This window comes from Streptomyces sp. NPDC026394 (assembly GCF_055567735.1).
The window spans coordinates 1-19,603 of the sequence record NZ_JBVHPX010000040.1 but is presented as its reverse complement, the minus strand read 5'-3'; the positions used below and the strand labels follow the sequence as shown (position 1 = coordinate 19,603).

At 70.2% G+C, this 19,603-nt stretch carries 4 protein-coding genes and 1 pseudogene; all 5 read right to left on the bottom strand.

The window, feature by feature from the left end; genetic code table 11:
- Window positions 1–3: 3 nt before the first annotated feature.
- A complete protein-coding gene (locus tag ACZ4QV_RS40775; protein ID WP_361615150.1) occupies window positions 4–7,167 on the bottom strand; it encodes an amino acid adenylation domain-containing protein in 7,164 nt (2,387 codons plus the stop codon).
- A gap of 42 nt (window positions 7,168–7,209) precedes the next feature.
- Window positions 7,210–10,671, bottom strand: coding sequence for a non-ribosomal peptide synthetase (locus ACZ4QV_RS40770; RefSeq protein ID WP_467764387.1), 3,462 nt, complete (start codon window positions 10,669–10,671; stop codon window positions 7,210–7,212).
- A complete protein-coding gene (locus tag ACZ4QV_RS40765) occupies window positions 10,668–13,304 on the bottom strand; it encodes a beta-ketoacyl synthase N-terminal-like domain-containing protein (RefSeq protein ID WP_467764386.1) in 2,637 nt (878 codons plus the stop codon). The genes ACZ4QV_RS40770 and ACZ4QV_RS40765 overlap by 4 nt, the downstream gene beginning before the upstream one ends.
- Entirely contained in the window at window positions 13,294–16,413 is a 3,120-nt protein-coding gene (locus ACZ4QV_RS40760) for a non-ribosomal peptide synthetase (RefSeq protein WP_467764385.1), read from the bottom strand. Before ACZ4QV_RS40760 ends, ACZ4QV_RS40765 begins: the two co-directional genes overlap by 11 nt.
- Before the next feature lie 1,139 nt (window positions 16,414–17,552).
- Window positions 17,553–19,363, bottom strand: a pseudogene (locus tag ACZ4QV_RS40755) (ISAzo13 family transposase).
- Between the last annotated feature and the right edge of the window lie 240 nt (window positions 19,364–19,603).

Sequence of the window (19,603 nt, the reverse complement as noted above, 5' to 3'; positions counted from 1 at the left end):
CGGTTACCTGGCCCGCAGCTGCGGGGCGACGGAACCGACGGCGCACAGCGCAGCGTCCTTCGCCGCACACACCGAGGTGCCGGTTTCGAAGGACAGGGCGTACACGGCATGCCGGTACAGAGCCAGCAGACGCGCGTCGCTCTCCTCGACCGCGCTCGGCCTGTAGGTGAGCACCGCCCGGAACGTGGTCGCGGTGTCGACAACGCTGAACTGGACGCGCTGACCGGGCGCCAGGGCGACGGGCCCCACCTCACGCAGCGGTCGGTCGTTCAGCAGGATCACCTCGTCCTCGTCGCGGATGTAGTTCATGACCACGGGGAGCGCTGCGAATTCCGCGAGGTGGGCATCGGAGGCCGCAAGATCGGTGTAGGGCATCGTACGTACGAGCAGCACCTGGTCGATCACGTCGCGCACGGAAGCCAGAGCGGCGTCCAACGAGGCCGCCCCGGACAGGGGCAGCGGTACCGGGACGACGTTGGCGAAGGCGCCGACCGATGCGGCGAGCGAGGCGTGCGGCCGCCCGTCGAGCGGTACCGAGAGACACACTTCCGTACGCTCCTCCGCCCAGGACAGTGCGAGGGCGAAGGCGGTGAGGTGCAGCACGAACGGCGTGACGCGATGCTGCGTGCAGCGCGTCCGCAGCACCTGCTGCAGCTCCTCCCCAGGGGCCCAGGAAAGCTGCCCGGTCACCCGCGCCGCAACGGGTGGTGTCCGGTCCGTGGCCGTCACGTCCGAGGGCAGCAGCCGCCGCCACAGGGCGGCGGCATCGGCCAGCCGGTCGCCGTCGAGCCGGGTCCGCCAGGTGAGGTAGCGCGCGAAGCCGTGGTCCGGACGCGGTCGTGCGTCGGAATCCGCATAGGCCTCGGCGAGCGCCCGGCACACGTGCGTCAGCCCGATCCCGTCCAGCGCGAGGAGGTGCACGGTGAGCGCGAGCAGCGTCTGCCCGTCGGGGCCGTCGGCTGTGGCCGTCCGGAGCAGGAGTCCGCTTCCGGGATCGACGGGATCCTGCTGAGCCCGCTCGTACAACCAGGCCGACGTGTGCTGTGACGTGACGCCGGCGGGGAGCCGGTGCCGCCGTACTTCCACGGCGGGGAGTTCGGGGCCGGAGACGGACACGCGCGCGTCGGGAGAGGCCTTCAGCCTCAGTGCCGGGTAGCGGTGGAGCACCGTCCGCAGCGCGGCGCGCAACCGTGCCTCGTCCAGCCGCTGTCCGGCGTCGAAGACGTAGGTCTTCTGCTGCGCGCCGGAGGGCTCGCGGGCCGACACGCGCAGTCCCGGCGGAAGCTCGTCGGGTGGGCCGGTCTCCGGCAGCTCCTCTTCCCGGGGCGGGTCTTCGGTGGGCCACCGTCGCGCGACGAGATCCGCGAGCCGAGCCGCGGTGCCGTGGGTGTAGAACTCGGTGACGGCCAGGGGTATGCCGAATCTCTCCCGCACGGCGTGGACCAGCCGGGTGGCGAGCAGCGAGTGGCCGCCCGCGTCGAAGAAGTCCTCTTCCGGGCCGAGGCCGGGGCGGTCCAGTGCCTCCCGGAACGCGTCGAGGACCTGGGGGAGAACACCGCTGTCGGGATGCGTCCGGCAGGGGTCGGGTTCCCCGCCCGGTCGGCTGCCGGGAGCAGGCAGCCGGGCCGGGTCCACCTTGCCGTTGACGTTCGTCGGCATCCGGTCGATCGTGGTGAACGAGGCTGGCACCATGGCGGCCGGAAGCCGCTCGCGCAGACGGGCTCGGGTACGCCGCACCACATCCGTGGCGTCCGGCGCGGTGACGAGGTACGCGTCGATCCGGCGGTCGCCCGCCGCGCCTCGGACCACCAGCGCGACGTCCAGGATGTCCGGATCCTCGCGTACGGCCAGCTCGATCTCCGCCGGTTCCACACGGACTCCGCGGATCTTGACCTGCCGGTCGCCGCGGCCCAGGAACTCCACATCGCCGGAGTGTGGCAGGCGTACCAGGTCTCCACTGCGGTAGACCCGGCCGCTGTCGGCGCGGTGACCGAACCGTTCCTCGGTCAGCTCCGGCCGGCCCAGGTACCCGGTGGCCACGCACACCCCGCCGATGCTCAGTTCGCCGACGGTGCCACGGGGCACGGGTTGCCCGTCCTTGCCCACGATGCGCAGCACGGTGTTCTGGATGGGGCGGCCGACGGGGGCGCGCCGCGGCCATGCGCCGGGTGGGCCGTGGAAACGGTGCGACGTGACGACGTGGGTCTCGGCCGGCCCGTAGTTGTTGATCAGTTGGCATTCGGCGCGTGCTTCGAAGAACGCCAGCACGTGCTCGCCGATCTCCAGTTGCTCGCCGGTGGACGCGATCTCGCGCAAGGACGCGAACGCGTCGGCGTCGTGGCGGAAGCGGGCCGCCAGCGCATGCAGGAGAGACACCGGCACAATGGCTTTTTCGACCTGGTGCTTGTCCACGAACCGCGCCAGGGCGTCATGGTCCTGCTTGGTCTCCTCGTCGGCGATGTGCAGGGAGCCGCCCGCGCAGAGGGCGGCGAAGGTCTCGTGGAAGGCGGCGTCGAAACCGTAGGAAGCCAGTTGCAGCCAGCGCCGCGCCCTGGTGTGCCCCTCGGTCTCCCAATGGATGAGGTTCGCCAGCGCCCGGTGGGGGAAGTGGATGCCCTTCGGTGTTCCGGTGGTACCGCTGGTGTAGGTGACGTACGCACCCGTCTCCCCGACGGCTGTGTCGCCGGGCGCGGCCGGGTCGCTGCCCAGGAACGCGGTGAGATCCGGTACGGCGACTGCCCGCGCCCGCTGCGCGAACTCCGCGTCCGCGGCGTGTTCGCACAGTACGACTTCGGCGCCGCAGTCCTCGGCCATGGCAGTGAGACGCTGCCGGGGGTGATCGAGGTCGAAGGGCACCGGGGTGGCTCCGGCCCGGAGCACCCCGAGCAGGGCCGCTACCAGCGGGACGCCGCGCCGCATGGCCAGGCCCACGGTGGAGGCCGTTTCCACCCCGTGTGACCGAAGCAGCCCGGCGATCCCGGCTGATACTTCGGCCAACTGGCCGTACATCAGCTCGGACCGGCCGTCCGTCACGGCGAGCCGTTCGGGCACCCGGCCCGCCCACCGGGCGAAAACCGCGTGGACGGGCAGCTCGGGGACGTCGACGGCCGGGCCCGTCAGCGAGGACGCGGCGAGCGCGGCGGCCTCGGGCGGCTCTGCCGGTATGGCCGAGATGCGGGCCGTCGGGTGCTCCATCAGGGCACCGAGTACGTGCGCGAACCCCTCCTGCCAGGCCGCGACCGTCTCCCGGTCGAACCTATCGGTGTCGTACAGGAAGCGGCCGGCGAGCGCGCCGTCCTCGTCGAACCAGCAGTCCAAGGAGAGTGGGTACGGGCTCGTGGTCCGGGCGAACGCCACAGGGCGCGCCTGGAGGCCTGCGGGCGGTTCCGGGACGCTCGCCCGCCGGCTGAGCACGTTGAACAGCACAGGGAAGACCGACGCGCCGTCCGGCGCCCGGTGGCGGCCACTGCCCGTACCCAGCTCCTGGAGCATCATTTCGAACGGCAAATCCTGGTGGTCCAGGGCCGACGTGAGGCGCTCGGCGGTGTCCTGCAGCAAGGACCGGACATCGCGGTCCGCCGCGATCCGGGCACGGAACGGCAGGGTGTTGACGAAATTGCCGATGAGGTCGCGGGTCTCGGGCCGGTGCCGTCCCGACACCGGGATGCCGATGACGAAGTCGCCCTGGTTACCGATCTTGCTGAGCAGGGTGACGAACGCCGTGAGGACGACGACGAAGGAGGTGACGCCCTCTCGCCCGGCGTAGTCCCCGACGGCTCGGGAGACCGTCGCCGGAAGCTTGAACTCCCATGCGTCGCCCTGGTGGGTGCGCTGGGCACCGGGTGACCGGTCACTGGGCAGTTCCAGCGGGTCGGGCAGGTCGGCCAGGGCGTCGCGCCAGAACCGCCGCTGCCGGTCGGCCTCCTCGGACCGGAGCCACCGGGCCTGCAGCTGAAGGTAGCGATCCAGCATTCCGTCGATGGGCTGCGGGGGCGGCCCGCCGCCGGTCCGCCGGGCATAGCCGGTGTAGAGGTCGCGCAGGAGAATTCCGGTGGAGTGGGCGTCCGCGCCGATGTGGTGCAGGACGAGGGCCAGCACATGCCGGTCCGGCGCGGTGCGCAGAAGTCTCGCCACGAACGTCGGTGCCCGGTCCAAGGGGATCGTGGTGCCGATCAGTTCGGTGAGCTGCCGGCTCAGCGCCTCCTCGTCGGGCACGTCCACCAGCGGCAGGTCCACCGCCACGTCGGGCACGATCACCTGCTCCGGCCGTCCGCCGGAACGGCGGAACCGCACCCGCAGGCTCTCGTGCCGGGCCACGACGTCGGTGAGCGCGGCGCTCAGGGCTGCCACGTCCAGCGGTCCTCGGAGATCGGCGAGCACGGGAACGTTGTAGGACTGCGCGGCTCCCGGTATCTCGCTGAGGAAGAGGAACCGCTCCTGCAACGGCCCCACGGGGAGACTGATCTCCTGGCCCGGCGCGGGCTCCGTCGCACGGGGCGCCGCTTCGGACCGTTCCGCCGTGCCGGGCCCGGCCGTGTGCATCAGCCGGGCCAGACGGCGCGGCGACGGATTCCTGAGGAACGAGCCGAGCGGCACCGCCCGCTGCCATCGCGCCCCGGCCAGTGCCGCGATCCGGGTGGCCAGCAGGGAGTCGCCACCGAGGGCGAACAGGTCGTCGTCCAAGGACACGTCGTCATGGCCGAGAGCACGGGCGAAGATCGCGCAGGCTGCTTGCTCGTCGGTGCTCTCCGTACGGTGGGAAGCGGGTGCGACGGCGGCTGCCGGGGCGGGAACGGGGGCCGGGGGCGGCGGCACCTGCTGCGGGTGTGCCGCAAGCCAGTAGCGCTGCCGGTCGAACGGATAGAGCGGCAGCTCGGTGATCCGGCCACCATCGGCCGGAGTGACACGGCGGGGGTCCACCGGCAGGCCCAGGACCCAGGCGCGGCCGAGCGCGGCCAGAAGGGCCTCGTGGCCCGGCCGTGCTTCCTGCGGCACGGCTCCGAGGACGGCATCCGCGAAATTGGGGGGCACCGAGCGGGGCGGGGCGGCACCCGGCGCAGGCGTGACGATCGCGGACACCGGAGGGGTCAGGGTGCGCTGCCCGGGAGCCGCCGGCCGGCCGGTGAACACCGTCGTGCCGTCGGGAACCCGGCCCGCGGAACAGAGCTGCGCCCCGTCCGGGTCGTACCAAGGGACGCGGACGGCGCTGAGTTCCGCGTCGCGCAACACGTGTCCCCACGAGGTCTCCCGGGCCGAAGCGGCCAGGGCCGTGGCGAGGGCGTCCTCGGGCAGGGCCCCGGTGAGCACCGCGGCGGCGGGTCTGGCCGCCACCTCGGCGATGACCGCTCCCGGCCGTATGCCGTGGGTCGCCCACACGGCGGAGCAGCCCAGGGTGACCACCGCGTTCACCAGGGGTTCCGGTGCCTGGCGGGGGAAGTCGGTCAAGGCGTCGTGGACGGTCGTGCCACGGGCGGTGGCCCACGAGGAGATCAGGCGTCCGGTGGTCTCGCGGAAGGCCGGCTGGTGCTCCCAGAGCGAGCGCAGCGCTTCCAGGGTCCAGACGTCGTGCCTCAGAAGGAATGCGGGCATCCGCTGCCCCCGGTCCGCCGGGGGCGCTTCCCCGTCGAGGAGGAGCGGCGCGTGGTGCGCGCGCCACAGCAGTGCCCGGCGCAACGGATGCACCTCGCGACCCTTGCTCAGGGTGAAAGCGACATCGCGCACATCGTCCGGATCCGCTGTGGCGACGCGTTCACGCAACCGCGCCTCCAGTGCGTGCAGGGACCGGGGGGACGTCGCCGAGAACGGCAGCAGCAGGTGGTCCGGTACGGCCTTCCGCTCGGCCTGCGGAACCGCCGGTGCCTCCTCCACGAGGAGGTGCACATTGGTGCCACCGACTCCGAAGGAGCTGACTCCCGCCAGCAGGGGCCCCGGCGCGGTCCACGGGAGCGTGCGCGTCTGCACGTGAAACGGCGACCCGGCGAAGTGGATGTGCGGGTTGGTTCGCTCGCACCCCAGGGTCGGCGGGAGCGTGCGGTGCCGCAGTGCCAGCACCACCTTGATGAGCCCGGCGATGCCGGAGGCCGAGTCCAGGTGCCCGATGTTGGACTTGACCGAACCGATGGCGCAGAAGCCGGTGGCGTCGGTGGTTTCGCGGAACGCCTCGGTCAGGGCGCTGACCTCGATGGGGTCACCGAGCACGGTGGCCGTACCGTGCGCCTCCACGTAGGACACCTGGTCGGCGGTGACACCCGCCAGCTGATGCACGTAGGCGATCAGCTCGGCCTGGCCCTCGGTGCTGGGAGCGGTGAAGCCGCTCTTGCGCGGGCCGTCATTGTTCATCCCGCCGGCCCGGATGACCGCCAGCACCCGGTCGCCGTCCTGCAGTGCGTCCTCCAGGCGGCGCAGCACGACCAGGCCGACACCGCTGGCGAACACGGTGCCCTGCGCCTCGTCGGAGAAGGGCAGACAGCGGCCGTCCGGGGAGGCGATGCCCCCTGCCTCGTACACGTAGCCGAGTTCTTCCGGCATGATGCCGGCGCCACCGGCCAGGGCCGCGTCGGCCTCGTAGTCGAGCAGAGCGCGGCACGCCTGGTGCACCGCGGCCAAGCTGGAGGCACAGGCACAGTCCACCGCGATGCTCGGGCCGGTCAGCCCCAGCCGGTAGGACAGCCCGGTGGCCGCGAACCCCCGGTCGTTGCCCATCAGGACACGGTGCCAGCCCAGGGCCTCCACCGCTTCGGGGTGCCCGAGCACATGGCGCAGCAGGTAGTCCGAATGGTTCAGACCGACGAACACACCGATCCGGTCGCGACCGGCGGACGGGGCCAGACCCGCGTCCTCCAGCGCGTGTACGGCCGTTTCTAGCAGAAAGCGCTGCTGCGGGTCGGTGATCCTGGCCTCGGCCGGGGGCATGCCGAAGTAGGCGGCGTCGAAGAGGGCGGGGTCGGCGAACCCCTTGCGCTCGGCGACGTACGACGGATCGCCGAGCGCCCGGTCCAGCAGTCCCGCGCGCCGCAACTCGTCGTGGGGCACGTGTTCGTGCGGGGCGATGCCGTCACGCAGCAACTCCCAGAAATGTGCGGCCGATTCGGCCCCCGGAAAGCGGCACGCCATGCCGGTGACGGCGATGGCCGGGAGGGCGTCTTCATGCTCTGATGGGCCGTCCACGGCCATGGTTCACGCTCCGGTGGGGCCTCGTAGGTACAGGGGTCAGACGGCTTCCGGACCGGAGCCGGGACCGCGCAGACGTTGCTTGCGCTGGACTTGCTGGCGGCGTTTGAGCTGCGCGGCGCGGCGGGCCCGCGACGCGGCCTCCGGCGCAGCCGTGGACTCGGAACCGGTGTCCTGGCCGCGGGCCAGGTGGGCGGCGTAGGTCCGCACACTGGGGAAGCGGAACAGATCCACGATCCGGGCGTCGGCGTGGACGTGCTTACGCACCTCGGTGAGCAGCCGGGCCACCAGGATCGAACTCCCTCCGGAGCGGAAGAAGTCGGCCGTGGGGCCGATCGTGTCGTCGGCGAGGACGGAACGCCAGACGCCCAGGAGCTTCGCCTCAAGCTCCCCGGTGGGCTCCTGGGGTGCCTCCTCGGCCTTGTCGAGGGGGACCGGTGGCAGGGCCCTGCGGTCCGTCTTGCCGCTTGCCGTGGTCGGCAGGGATGTACGGGTGACAAAGACGGCCGGCAGCATCTGATCCGGCAGCACCTCGGCCAGCCCGGCCCGCAGCGTTTCGGGGTCCAGCGGGTGGCCCTCGCGAGGGACACAGTGGGCGACCAGCACACTGCGCTGTTCGGTGCGCTTAACGGTCACCGCGCATTCGGCTACGGCCGGCAGGGCGTTGACGGCCTGCTCGATCTCCTCCAGCTCGATCCGGTAGCCGTTGACCTTGACCTGGTTGTCCATGCGGCCGACCAGTTCGAGATGACCGCCGGGGAGCAGCCGGGCCACATCGCCGGTCCGGTACACCCTGCCCTCACCGGGCACCGACGCCAGAACGGGAAAGCGGGCCTCGGTGAGTTGCCGGTCGCCGACGTACCCCTGGGCCACGCCGGCGCCGGCCAGCACCAGCTCACCGTACATTCCGACCGGTACCGAGTGGAGGGCCGCGTCCACCACGTACGCGGCGGTGTTGGCCAGCGGCTTGCCGATCAGTACCTTCTCGGGACGGTCGGGAACCTCCCAGCACGTGGACCACACGGTGGTCTCCGTCGGCCCGTACATGTTCAGAACCTTCGGGATGCCCAGCGCCTTCAGCCTCCGGGCCAGCGTGGTGTCGAGCGTCTCACCGCCGACCATGAGAAGGCGCAGTGAACGCAACGCCTCCTCGCCCCCGGAGAGTTGCAGCACTCCGCGCAACAGGGTGGGCGTCGCCTGCATGGCCGTCGCCTTCTCACCCAGAATCAGTTCGGGGACCGTCGCGGGCTCGCACTCGCCCGCGTAGCGCGGTGCGTTCCGCAGCGTCTCCGATGTCTCCGCGAGCACCACGGGGATGCCGCGTGCGAGGGTCCAGAGCAGTTCGACGACGGCTATGTCGAAGGTCACCCCGGTGACGGACAGCCAGACCGCGTCCTCGGGCAGCGGGACCGCCCGGTCGAGGGCGGTGAACAGATGGGCCAGGTTGGCGTGGGAGATCTCGACGCCCTTGGGCAGCCCGGTCGAGCCCGACGTGAAGATGACGTACGCGGAGTCCGTGCCGGTCACGGGCTCACCGACGCCCCGCGTGTCCAGCAGGCCGGCTGCGTCGATCCGCGCTCCGGTGAAACCTGGGCACTCTCCCCCGTAAGGCTCCCCCGTGACGAGCGCGGTACACCGCGCGGTGTCCAGCATCGTCTCGACGCGTGCCGTGGGGGCGGCGCCGTCCAGCGGCACGTACACCAGGCCCGCCGACATGATGCCCAGCAGGACGGCGACCAGCTTCGGAGTCCTCGGCATGAGCACACCGACCCGCTGGCCCGGGCGCAGGCCCGCGGCCGCCAGTCCCGCGGCAACCGCTCGCGCCATACGGGCCACGTCACCGCGGGACAGGGTCGTGCCGCGGAACGTCAGGGCAGGCTGGTCCGGTTCCTCGGCGAGCCGGTCCCGTATGAGCGCGTGCACGGGAGCGGGCGGTACGGGGCAGACGGTACGGGCGTTCCAGCGGGCGATGTCGGCTGCTTCGGCGGGATCGATCAGCGGCAGCTCACCGAGCCGGGCGTCCGGCGCCGCGCACATGCGCTCGACGAGATGTCGGAACCAGGCGACGAAGCGCCGCGCGTCGTCCGCGTCCCACAGAGTCGTGTCGTACACCAGCAGCGCGTGCAGTTCATCGCCGTCCTCGCGGAGTTTGAACAGAAGGTCGTACTGCGCGGAGTAGACAGGGGTGTCGGCGGGCTCGGCCTCGACGCCGGGGAACGTCAGATTCTCGTCCGGGTAACTCTGCAGGATGAAGATCGTCTGGAAGACCGGTGAGTGCGAGCTGCTGCGTTCGGCGGCGACAGCCTGCACCACCTGGTCGAACGGAAGGTCCTGGTGGGCGAACGCCTCGAATGCCGTTCTCCTGACCTCGGTCAGGAAGTCCCGGACGGTCTGCTGTTCGTCGATACGGTTGCGCAGAGTGATGGAGTTGAAGAAGAGACCGAGGGAGTTCTCCAACACCGGGTAGGGACGGTTCGCCAGCGGACTACCCAACGCGATGTCGTCGCTGCGGCTCAGCCGGGACAGCAGGAGCGAGTAGGCGGCGGCGAATGCGCTGTACAGCGTGGTACCTGTCCGGGCGCACAACTCCTTGGCCCTGCCGAGGAATTGCGCATCGTAGACGGAAGTGAACGCCGAGCCCCGATAGTGCTGGACGGCGAGACGAGGCCGGGACGGCACGAGGTCGAGCACCGGGGGGAGCTGGGCCAGGGTCTGACGCCAGTACTCGCGCTGCTGCTGGGCGAGTTCGCTCCCCAGCCATTCACGCTCCCAGACGGCGTAGTCGGCGTACTGCACGGGCAGGTCGGGCAGGCGCGGTCTCCGCTCCTCCAACCGTGCCGTGTAGCACTCCGACAGCTCATTCCGGAGGAGTCCGGTCGACCAGCCGTCGGAAATCACATGATGCTGGGTGACGACGAACACCCACCGCCGGGGACCGGTGCGTACCAGGTCGAAACGGATCAGCGGGGCCACGGCGAGGTCGAACCTGGTGGAGACGATGGCGAAGAGGGTGTCGTCGATCGATTCGGGACCGGCCTCGTGCCGCTCGAAAACGGGTGCGCACCGCTCGTCGATCACCTGCCGCAGGCCGTCGTCGGCCTCGACCAGGGCGGTTCGCAGGACTTCGTGTCGGGCGGTGACGGCCGCGACGGCTTCCCGCAGCACGGCCTCGTCCAGGGCGCCCCGCAGCTCGTAGGCGAAGTACATGTTGTACACGGGGAGTTCGGTCGCGGTCTGCTCGATCAGCCAGAGCCGCTGCTGCGCGTAGGAGGCGGGAAGGGGAAGCGTCCGGTCGACGCGTTCGATGCGGACCTGCCGCCGGGCCTCTTCCTCCCGGTACTCGCGCAGGAACTGCAGAATCTCCTCGCGGTGCGCACGGATGGTGTCCTTGACGTCGTCGGTCAGGGCACCGTCCGGCGACGACACCGCCAGTCGGTCGGCCTTGGCCGCGACCCGGATACCGTCCCTCGCCAGACGCTCCAGAAGGGCGGTGATGTTCACAGCTCGACCGTTCCCCTCGTGTCGTCGTGACCGTCGGACGTGAGGGTCCGGTACAGGTTCATCGATGCCGTTTCCGCGATCACCAGCTCCGTCATGCCGGCCAGCGTCTCGGCATCGAGCAGATCGCCGAGTGGGACGCGCACCCGCAGGCGCTCGCGGATCCTGGCCAGTACCTGTGAGGCCACGATGGAGTGCCCGCCCAGTTCGAAGAAGCTGTCGTCGGGCGCCACGGATTCGACCCCCAGCACCTGTCGCCAGATCTCCGCCAGCTGTTCCTGGATCTCCGAAGGATCCGAAGGAGCGGTGACAGGAGCCGCGGGCGCGTCGGCGGCGGGGGACAGCGGGGGCGCTGAGGACTGCGGGGGCTCGGCTGCCCAGTGGCGCGCCGTGTCGAAGGGGTACGACGGCAGCACCGTACGGCGGGCGGCAGCGGATCTGGGCAGCAGGTCCCAGGCCACGTCGGCGCCCCTCTCCCAGCAGTGTGCGACCAGGCCCAGCCACTGTTCCCAGGAGGCCGGCGCCGGGAGGACAAGGGGGAAGCGCGCGGGCAGCACGGTCTCCGCTCCGCCCAGCACCGCGGAGCGGGACACCTCCACGAGATGGTCCGGCGAGGGAATCTTGCCGGCGGGCAGGGTCTCACCGAGCGTCACGGACAGCAGGTCACACGAGGGACGCGTCCACGGCGCGGCCGTCAGCTCCCGCTCGATCGCCATCAGCTCCCGCTCACACCGGCTCAGGTCGCCGTCCCGGCCCGTCGCGGCCACCATGCGCGTGTGGCGGAGGAAGCCGCGCATCGCCACGTCCCAGGGCAACACTCCGGCGAACGCGAACGCCACGTACTCGCCCGCGCCCACGGCCGCCAAGGCCTCCGCTGTCACGCCGAGGGCTCGCAGCGCCTCCAGGGCGCCGTGGGCCGCTCGGAAGGCGTCGCCGGACACCCCGTCGAACGCGTCCAGACGGTCCGGGCCCCGGCGTTCCAAGGCCGTACGCAGCCGAGGCAGCCGGTCGGCGAGAAGGTGGATGCCAGGCGGACCGGCCGCGAAGGCCTCGTCCAGGCCGACGCCCAGCACAAGGGGCTCCTGCGGCGTGGGTGCGGCACCCTCGCGCAAGGACGCGGCGAGCTCGCGCAGCGACGGAGTGACCCACGCCCGCCTCAACTGCCGCGCTTCGCGGCCTTCCTGCAGTGTGAACGCCACGTCGGCAGCGGCGCTCGGGCCCGGTACCGACGGGACCGCACGCGCCAGCTGCTCGCACACCGCGTGGAAGGCGCGAGGTGAGTGCGCCGATACCGGATAGATCTGTGGCCCGGACACGGGTTCGGCCGCAGCGGGCACCACGTCGGGGGACTGCTCCAGGACGACGTGCGCGTTGGCCCCGCCAAGGCCCAGGGAGGTGACCGCGGCACGCCGCGGGTGCGCGGATTCGGGCCACGGGCGCGTACGGGTGTTGATGTACAAGCCGCTGTCTTCGAGCGTGATGGCGGTGTTCAGTATGGAGTGACCCACGGTCGCCGGCACGGTCGCTGCACGCAGCGCGAGTACCGTCTTCAGGAATCCGGCCATCCCCGCGGCGATGTCGAGATGACCGACCGAGGACTTCACCGTGCCCACGGCACAGGGCGAGCCCACCCCGAGCAGCCCCCGGGCTTCCTTGAGAGCGGCCAGTTCCACGGGATCCCCCAGGGGGGTGCCCGTACCATGCGCTTCCACGTAGCCCACGGTCGCCGGATCGACGCCGGAGTCGGTCAGAGCCGCGACGATGGCCTCGCGCTGCCCTCGTACGGTCGGCGCGGCGAAGCTCTGGCGGTCGGCACCGTCGTTGCTCAGCGCCGAACCCCGCACCACCGCGTGGACGGTGTCACCGTCGCGCAGCGAGTCGTCGAGGCGCTTGAGCACCACGACGCCGACGCCGCTGCCCGGCACCGTGCCGCCGGCCGCGTCGTCGAAGGGACGCAGCCGGCCGTCCGGTGCGAGTACACCGCCGTCGACGGCGCGGTAACCGTACTCGTACGGCATCAGCAAGGAGACGGCTCCCACCAGCGCGAGGTCACAGTCTCCGGCGAGCAGGCTGCGCCGGGCGAGGTGGATGGCGGTGAGCGACGTGGAACACGAACTGCTCACGAAGACGCTCGGACCGCGCAGGTTCAGATGGTAGGAGACCCGGAGCGGCAGCGCGGTCGGGCTGTCCAGCAGGCTGGCGGGGGCCTGGTGACCGCCGGGCAGGTAGCGGGCGTACCGGTTGTCTCCGCCGCCGCAGAAGACGCCGATCCTCCGGTCATGCCGGCGGCCGGCCCATCCGGCGTGTTCGAGCGCGTGCACGGCCTCCTGGAGAAGCAGACGGTGCTGGGGGTCCATGGCCGCCGCCTCGGCGGGGGAGATCCCGAAGTAGTCCGCGTCGAATTGGTCGATGTCGTCCAGTGTTCCGGAGACCGGCACGTATTGGGGATCCGTCTGCAGTTCCCCGGGTACACCCAGCGCGCGGATGTGTTCCGGCGTGCGGGACGTGAGGAAGCAGGCCCCCTGGACCAGGTTCTCCCAGTAGGCTTCGATGTCCGGTGCGCCCGGGAACCGGCAGGCCATGCCGATCACGGCGACACCCTGCGGCGTTTCCCGCAGGTCCGGGTCAGTCGGCATGCTCTGTCTCCCCTTCGGTGCCGTTCAGCAGGCGTGCGACGGCCGCCACGGTCGGGTAGGTGAACAGGTCGGTGACTGCGACGTCGGCCCTGAACTCCTGCCTGATCAGGCGGTGCAGGCGAATGAGGGTCAAGGAGTTCCCGCCCAGTTCGAACAGGCTGCTGTCGCGGGGGATCCGTGTGCTGTCGATGCTGAGGGCCGTGGCCCACAGGTCCGTGAGACGGCGTTCCAGATCGCCGCGCGGAGCGCCCTCGGCCGTCGTACTCCGCCCGGCCTCGGGCGTCGGCAGGGCACGCGCATCGACCTTTCCGGTGGGGGTCACTGGCAGCTCCGGCAGCCCGATGAGGTGGTCGGGTACCAGTTCGGAAGGCAGTCGCTCGGTGAGGTGGCGACGGAGGCCGTCGAGGTCGACGCCGTCGGCCACCACGCAGTAGGCCAGGAGGGAGTCGGGCGCCTCCGGCCGCACGGTGACCACGGCGTCGCTGACCTCCGGATACGCCATGATCAGGTGACGGAGCCCGTCGAGTTCGACCCGCAGCCCGCGCACCTTCACCTGGGCGTCGTCGCGGCCACGGAACTCCAGCACGCCGTCCTCGCGGAAGGCCGCGAGGTCTCCCGTCCGGTACAGGCGTGCCGAGGGGTCCTGACTGAACGGGTGCGGGATGAAGCGCTCTGCGGTGAGTTCGGCGCGGTTGATGTAGCCGAGGGCCAGCGGGAGCCCGCCGAGGTGGAGTTCCCCCACGAAGCCCGGCGGGAGCGGCTGCCCCCCGGGCCCCAGTACGTAGGCCTGAGCACCGTGGACCGGGCGTCCGATGGGTACGGTTGCCGTTCCCGTGCGGTCTTCGGCAGAGCACCGGTGGAACGTCGCGTCGATGGTGGCCTCGGTGGGCCCGTACAAGTTGACGACTTCGGCACGGCACGCCCGCCGGACGGCATCGACCACCGGGCGTTCCAGCGGTTCGCCGCCCGAGAAGAGCCGGTGCAGCGCGGTACAGTCCGACAGGGTTCCTTCGGCCAGGACGGCCTTGAGCAGCGTGGGGACGAACTGGACCACGGTGACCCCGTACCGGCGCATTTCCGACAGCAGCAGGGCCGGGTCGCGGTGCGCCCCTTCAGGCGCGATCACGGTGAGCGCACCGGCTGTGAGCGGCGCCAGGTACTCCCATACGGAAGCATCGAAGATGCCCGGTGTCTTGAAGTAGAAGCGGTCGTCAGCGCGCCACCCGAATTCCTGACGCTTCCAGGCAAGGTGGTTCGCCAGGGCCCGGTGCGGGACGACGACGGTCTTGGGCAGACCGGTGGTGCCCGAAGTGGCGATGAGGTAGGCGGGGGCGCTTCCGCTCAGTGGCACGTCCTCGAACGGCCGGTGCGGGACGTCCTCGGCGGCCTGCTCCAGGTGGACCAGGGGGATGCCCTCCGGTATTCCCCTGTCGGTGGCGCCGTGCACGACGGCGGCGGCAGCCCCTGAGTCCGAGAGGAGGAAGGCGCGCCGGCGCGCCGGCTGCTCGCCGTCCACGGGCAGAAAGGCGTGTCCACTGCGTAACACCGCGAGGACCGACGCGACGAAGCGCACCGACCGGGGCAGGCACAGCGCCACGACGCTTCCGGGCGGAAGAGCGAGGGCCGCGATCCGCGACGCGATGTCGCGGCTCATCAGGTCCAGATCCCGGTACGAGTACGCCTGGCCGTTCTCCAGGACGGCGACGCTGTCCGGAGCCGTCCGCGCCTGCTGGGTGAAGCACTCCGGAACGAGTGCTGCCCGCTCGTCGGGTGGCACGGGATTCCAGGAGTCGAGCACCAGGGCGCGGTCTGCCGCGGACGCCAACGGAACGGCCCGTACGGCTCCGTCCCAGCCGGTGACGATCGCGCGGAGGATCTCCTCGCAGGCGGCGGCGATACGCCGGGCGGTCGCCGGCTCGTACAGCCGCTTCCGGAACTCCAGCAGGCCGGTCACCTGCGTGCCGCGGATCTCCACGGACAGCATGAGATTGGCCTTGCCGTCCCGGACCGCGGTGGGAATCTCCGTCACCTCGATGCCGGGCAGCGGCAGGCGCTCCGCCGTCGCGTCGTTCAGGGACAGCATCGCGGGGAGGTCGACCCCCGAGTGCGGGTGGGTCGCCTTGCGCACCTGGTCCCAGAGCCGGTCCAGTGGTGCGCTCTGGTGGTCGAAGCTCTCGAACAGGGAGTCCTGCACGGCCGCCACATAGTCGCGTAACCCGAGATCGCGCTGCTCCGGGCAGCGGAAGGCCAGCAATTCCGTGAACAGGCCCACCACTCGGTCGTACTCGGACCTCTTCCAGTCGATCGCCGGGTACGTGATGAGGACGTCATCAGCCCTGGAGAAGTGCTGCAGAGCCACGGCGAAGGCCGCGAGCAGGACGGCGAACGGGGTGAAGCCGAGGCGCTCGCTGGTCGTCAGGAGGCCGGCCGGCACGGCGACCGGCACCGATGCCATGTGCAGGGCGTCCGGTCCCGTGGCGGGCGCTTCCGGTGCGTGCAACACGTCACCGTGCCAGCCCTTGAGGTAGTCGCCCCAGAACGCGGCACCGCGGGCGCCGTCGGGCGACGCGAAGTGCTCCTCCTGCCAGCGGGCGTAATCGAAGTAATCGGTGCGTGCAGGAGTCTGCTGCACCGGCGCTCCGCCGGCCGTTGCGGAGTACGCCTCGGCGAGATCCTCCAGGACGATCGGCACCGAGGGGGCGTCCACCGCCACATGGTCGAAGACCAGCAGGAGAACGGAGTTCTCGGGGCTGAGGCGGAAGAGGTGCGCGCGCAGCCGCGCCGTCGACTCCGGCCCGAACGGCCGGGAGATCTCGCCGGCCAGACGCTCCCGCAGGCTGTCGGCCGGGATGTCGTGCACGGCCAGAACTCGCGCGGGCACCGTACCCAGGGACTGGTGGAGCGTGCCGTCCTGGGCTTCGTCGATGTCCACACACAGAGCCGGGTGACGTTCCATCACCCGCCGCACTGCGCCTTCGAGTGCCGATGCATCGACGGGACCGGTCAGGCGATAGGCTCTGGGGACGTTGTAGAGGTCGCTGTGCTGGTAGAGCTGCTGCGCGGCCCAGACGGCCCGCTGTTGCTGGGAGAGCGGGTTGGCGGCCTTCATGATACGGCTCCGGAAGTTGAGAAGCTCATGGTTCCCAGCGGGCTCCGGCCGCGTGACGGCCCAGGTAGGCCGCGCACGGCACGAGCCGTGCGGCCACCCACTTCGCAGGTGCGCGCGGGCGAGCCCGTGCCGTAGTCCTGACCAGCTGCGCCGTTCATGCGGACACATTCTGTTCGAGGACCGGCACGATCCCTCGTTCCGCGTACCGTGCGGACTCGTCGTCCGTTGATTGCCGTGGCATGAGTGTGGCTTGCTCCCGTCCGCATGCTTTTGTCATCACGGGTCCGGCTGCGAGAACGGCAGTGGCAGGACCGGCAGTTCCTTTGTCTCTTGCGTGCAGTCCTCGTTGGCGCTCTGAATTCGTCGGAATCTTTTCCGGGGGAAAGGGTAGTCGCTTTTATGGCGACCAGCTCCGTATTTCTGTTGCCGCTCGATTGGGCAGCATCACCCGGCAGGCCTCCGCCGGTCGGCTGTCGAACTCGCCTCAGGCAGGAAGCGGAAGCCCCCGGGCCGTACTCCGGCGCGCCGGAGTACGGCGAGTCTCACGGCATGCCCCTTCGGGCCCATGGCGGCACGCCGTCCTCGCTCAAGCTGTTCGTGATCCACTTTGTGACTCCGGAGTACTCACAACAAAGAATGAAACTCGGCGGTGTTTTCGTGCATCGGTCGCTGGATTTGTCCGGATGTTCGCGTCATTGCCGGACGTGAACACAGCCGGTGAGAGCTGTGGTGCGAAAGGGAGGGTGTGGACCCTGATCGTGTAAGTTACATCATGCGTCTGTAAGGATCAAGGGTAATTATCAGGTGGCTATGTCGCAGTGAATGGCGTTCGGAGTAGCCGCTGTACCCAAGTCCCGGAATATCGGAAAGTTGTTTCGAGTCTCGGGTGTCTTCCCGGCAGAAGGAGCACCCTCGGCTCGTGACGGTGTGTCCGTGCGAGTGCAGGGCGGGCCGGTCCCGCACCCGAGTCGGCGGGTGGCGTGGTGCCGTCACTCGCGCCAGGTGCGGCCCTCGGAGGGCTTCAGGCCCAGGCCGTGCGCGAGCTCGCGGTGGGCACAGTTCCCATCTCCGAGGACAGGAGGCAATGGCGGCAGCCGCTCGGCCATCGGTCGGGATCGACTCACGTCGGCCGGCCGGCATCAGATCTCGCAGACAGCACTCGCCCCACCGCCGCTGGTCCCGCTGCGGCACCGGAGCGAACACCTCGGCAGCGAACCCGCCGACCCCGCCCGGCGACCTCCCACGTCACCTAAGGGCGTGCAGATCTTTAACTCGCAGCCTGATATTGCCTTGGTTGGGGCCGGAAGCGAGGAATGCTGTGATGTCGGCTGGTGTGCGGAACCGGGCGGTGGAGGGGTGATGTGGTGGCCGTGAGCTTCCAGGAGCGGACGGACTTCTCGGTTCGCGCGGCTGATGGTCACGCCGGAGACGTTGAAGAGCTGCCCGCGGAGGTTCACTGTGGCGAGTTTGCGCAAGTGGAGCACGGTGGCCAGGATGCGGTCAGCCGGGGTGAGCTTGGCTTTTGCGCCCGTGCCGGGGGCCACCAGCCGCTCGTGCCCACGGATCGCACGGAGTGTCTGTTCACGTTGTAATTCCAGCTCGGGAGTCAGCGCACCGATCAATTCCACGAGCTGGTGGTGGGTCATACCGGTGAGTTCGGGGTTGTGCAGTGTACGTGTCGGCAAGGGATGTGGGCTGTTCGCCGGCGGCTGGTCCGCCGTCCCGTTGCTCGTTTCCAGCGGGTGCCGGGGGTGGAGGGTGTAGTTCCAGTCGCCGTGGAAGCGGTGCCGGGTGAGGGGAAGGGCAGCGATCTCATCGTCGCTGACCTAGATGCCTGTGGGGTACTTGGTGGTGTCGAGTTCTGCATGCACCGTCAGGCCCGTCTTGGTGGTGGTCGCGGCGATGCTCTCGACGATGACTTCGTGGCTGGTCAGGGGCCTGCCACGCCAGTTCATGGTGATGTGGGAGAACAGCCGGTGCTCGATCCGGTTCCACTTTGATGTTCCGGGAGGCAGATGGCAGACGGTGACCGTCAGGCCGGTCTCGGCGGCGAACCGGGCGAGTTCGGTCTTCCAGGTGCGGGTGCGGTACCCGTTGGAGCCGCCCGCATCGGCGGTGATCAGCAGGCGACTGGCCGTCGGATAGGTGGCCTGCCCGGCGCCGTTCCACCAGCGGCGGATCGACTCGACGGCGAACGCGGCAGTGTCGTGGTCGGTGCCCACGTTGACCCAGCCGGTGTTCGCGGCGACGTCGTAGATGCCATAGGGCACCGCTTGGCCCAGCTCACGGTCGGGGAAGTCGTGGGTGTCGACCCGCACCGGCTCGCCCTTCGGTTCCCATTCGCGGCCGTTGTTCTTGAAGGGGCCGACCAGTTCCTTCTTCTTCGTGTCCACACTGATCACCGGAGCCCCGCTGTCCTGGTGGCCGCAGGCCTGTTCGTTGAGGTAGTGAAACTGGGCGCTCCGGTCGGGGTGCTGTTTGCCTTCCAGGGTCTTGGCGTTGCTCTGCAAGCTGAAGCCTTCCTCGCGCAGCAGGTCGCCGACCGTGTCCGCGCAGATCTTGTGGCCCTGTCGGACCAGTTGTCCGGCGAGCTTGCGGGTGGACTTGGTGGTCCAGCGCAGCGGCGACATCGGTGACCGCGGACGTCGGGCTCGACCAACGCGAGGAGTGCCTCCCGAACGGCTGGATTCAGGTCGACGACGCGCTTGCGTCCACCGCCGGGCCGACGGATGCGTCCCAACGGGGTCTCCCCGGAGCTGAGGTCTCGCAGGCCGGCGGACACAGTGGCTTCCCGGACGCCGGCGGCACGGGCAACAGCTCTGATCCCGCCATGGCCGAGAGACTGGGCCTCCGCCCCTATCAGCAGACGACGCTGACGCTCGTCGAGATGCGGCAGAATCGCCCCGAACTTGGCTGCCAACACAGCCTGCTGACTCCCCAACCCGCTCATGCCAGACCAACGAACCACCGAGCGGAAAGCCACAACGTAAAGATCTGCACGCCCTTAGTGACCTGAGTCGGGAATTCGGTTCAGATATCCGGCGAGGCATTCGAGGATCTCGTCCGCGGTCTTCGTCCGGATGGCGCACCGGCGTAGCTTTCATGGACTTCGTCGGGCCGCCCGCTGTAGTTGGGTGGCCAGTTGCTGCCAGGTTGCGGAGCAGTCCTGGGCGAGCTGGGCCACGGATCG

Excerpts from the sequence above, each read along its gene's own strand:
- ACZ4QV_RS40765 (WP_467764386.1), bottom strand. The coding sequence starts at position 13,304 with ATGCCGACTGACCCGGACCTGCGGGAAACGCCGCAGGGTGTCGCCGTG.
- ACZ4QV_RS40760 (WP_467764385.1), bottom strand. The coding sequence starts at position 16,413 with ATGAAGGCCGCCAACCCGCTCTCCCAGCAACAGCGGGCCGTCTGGGCC.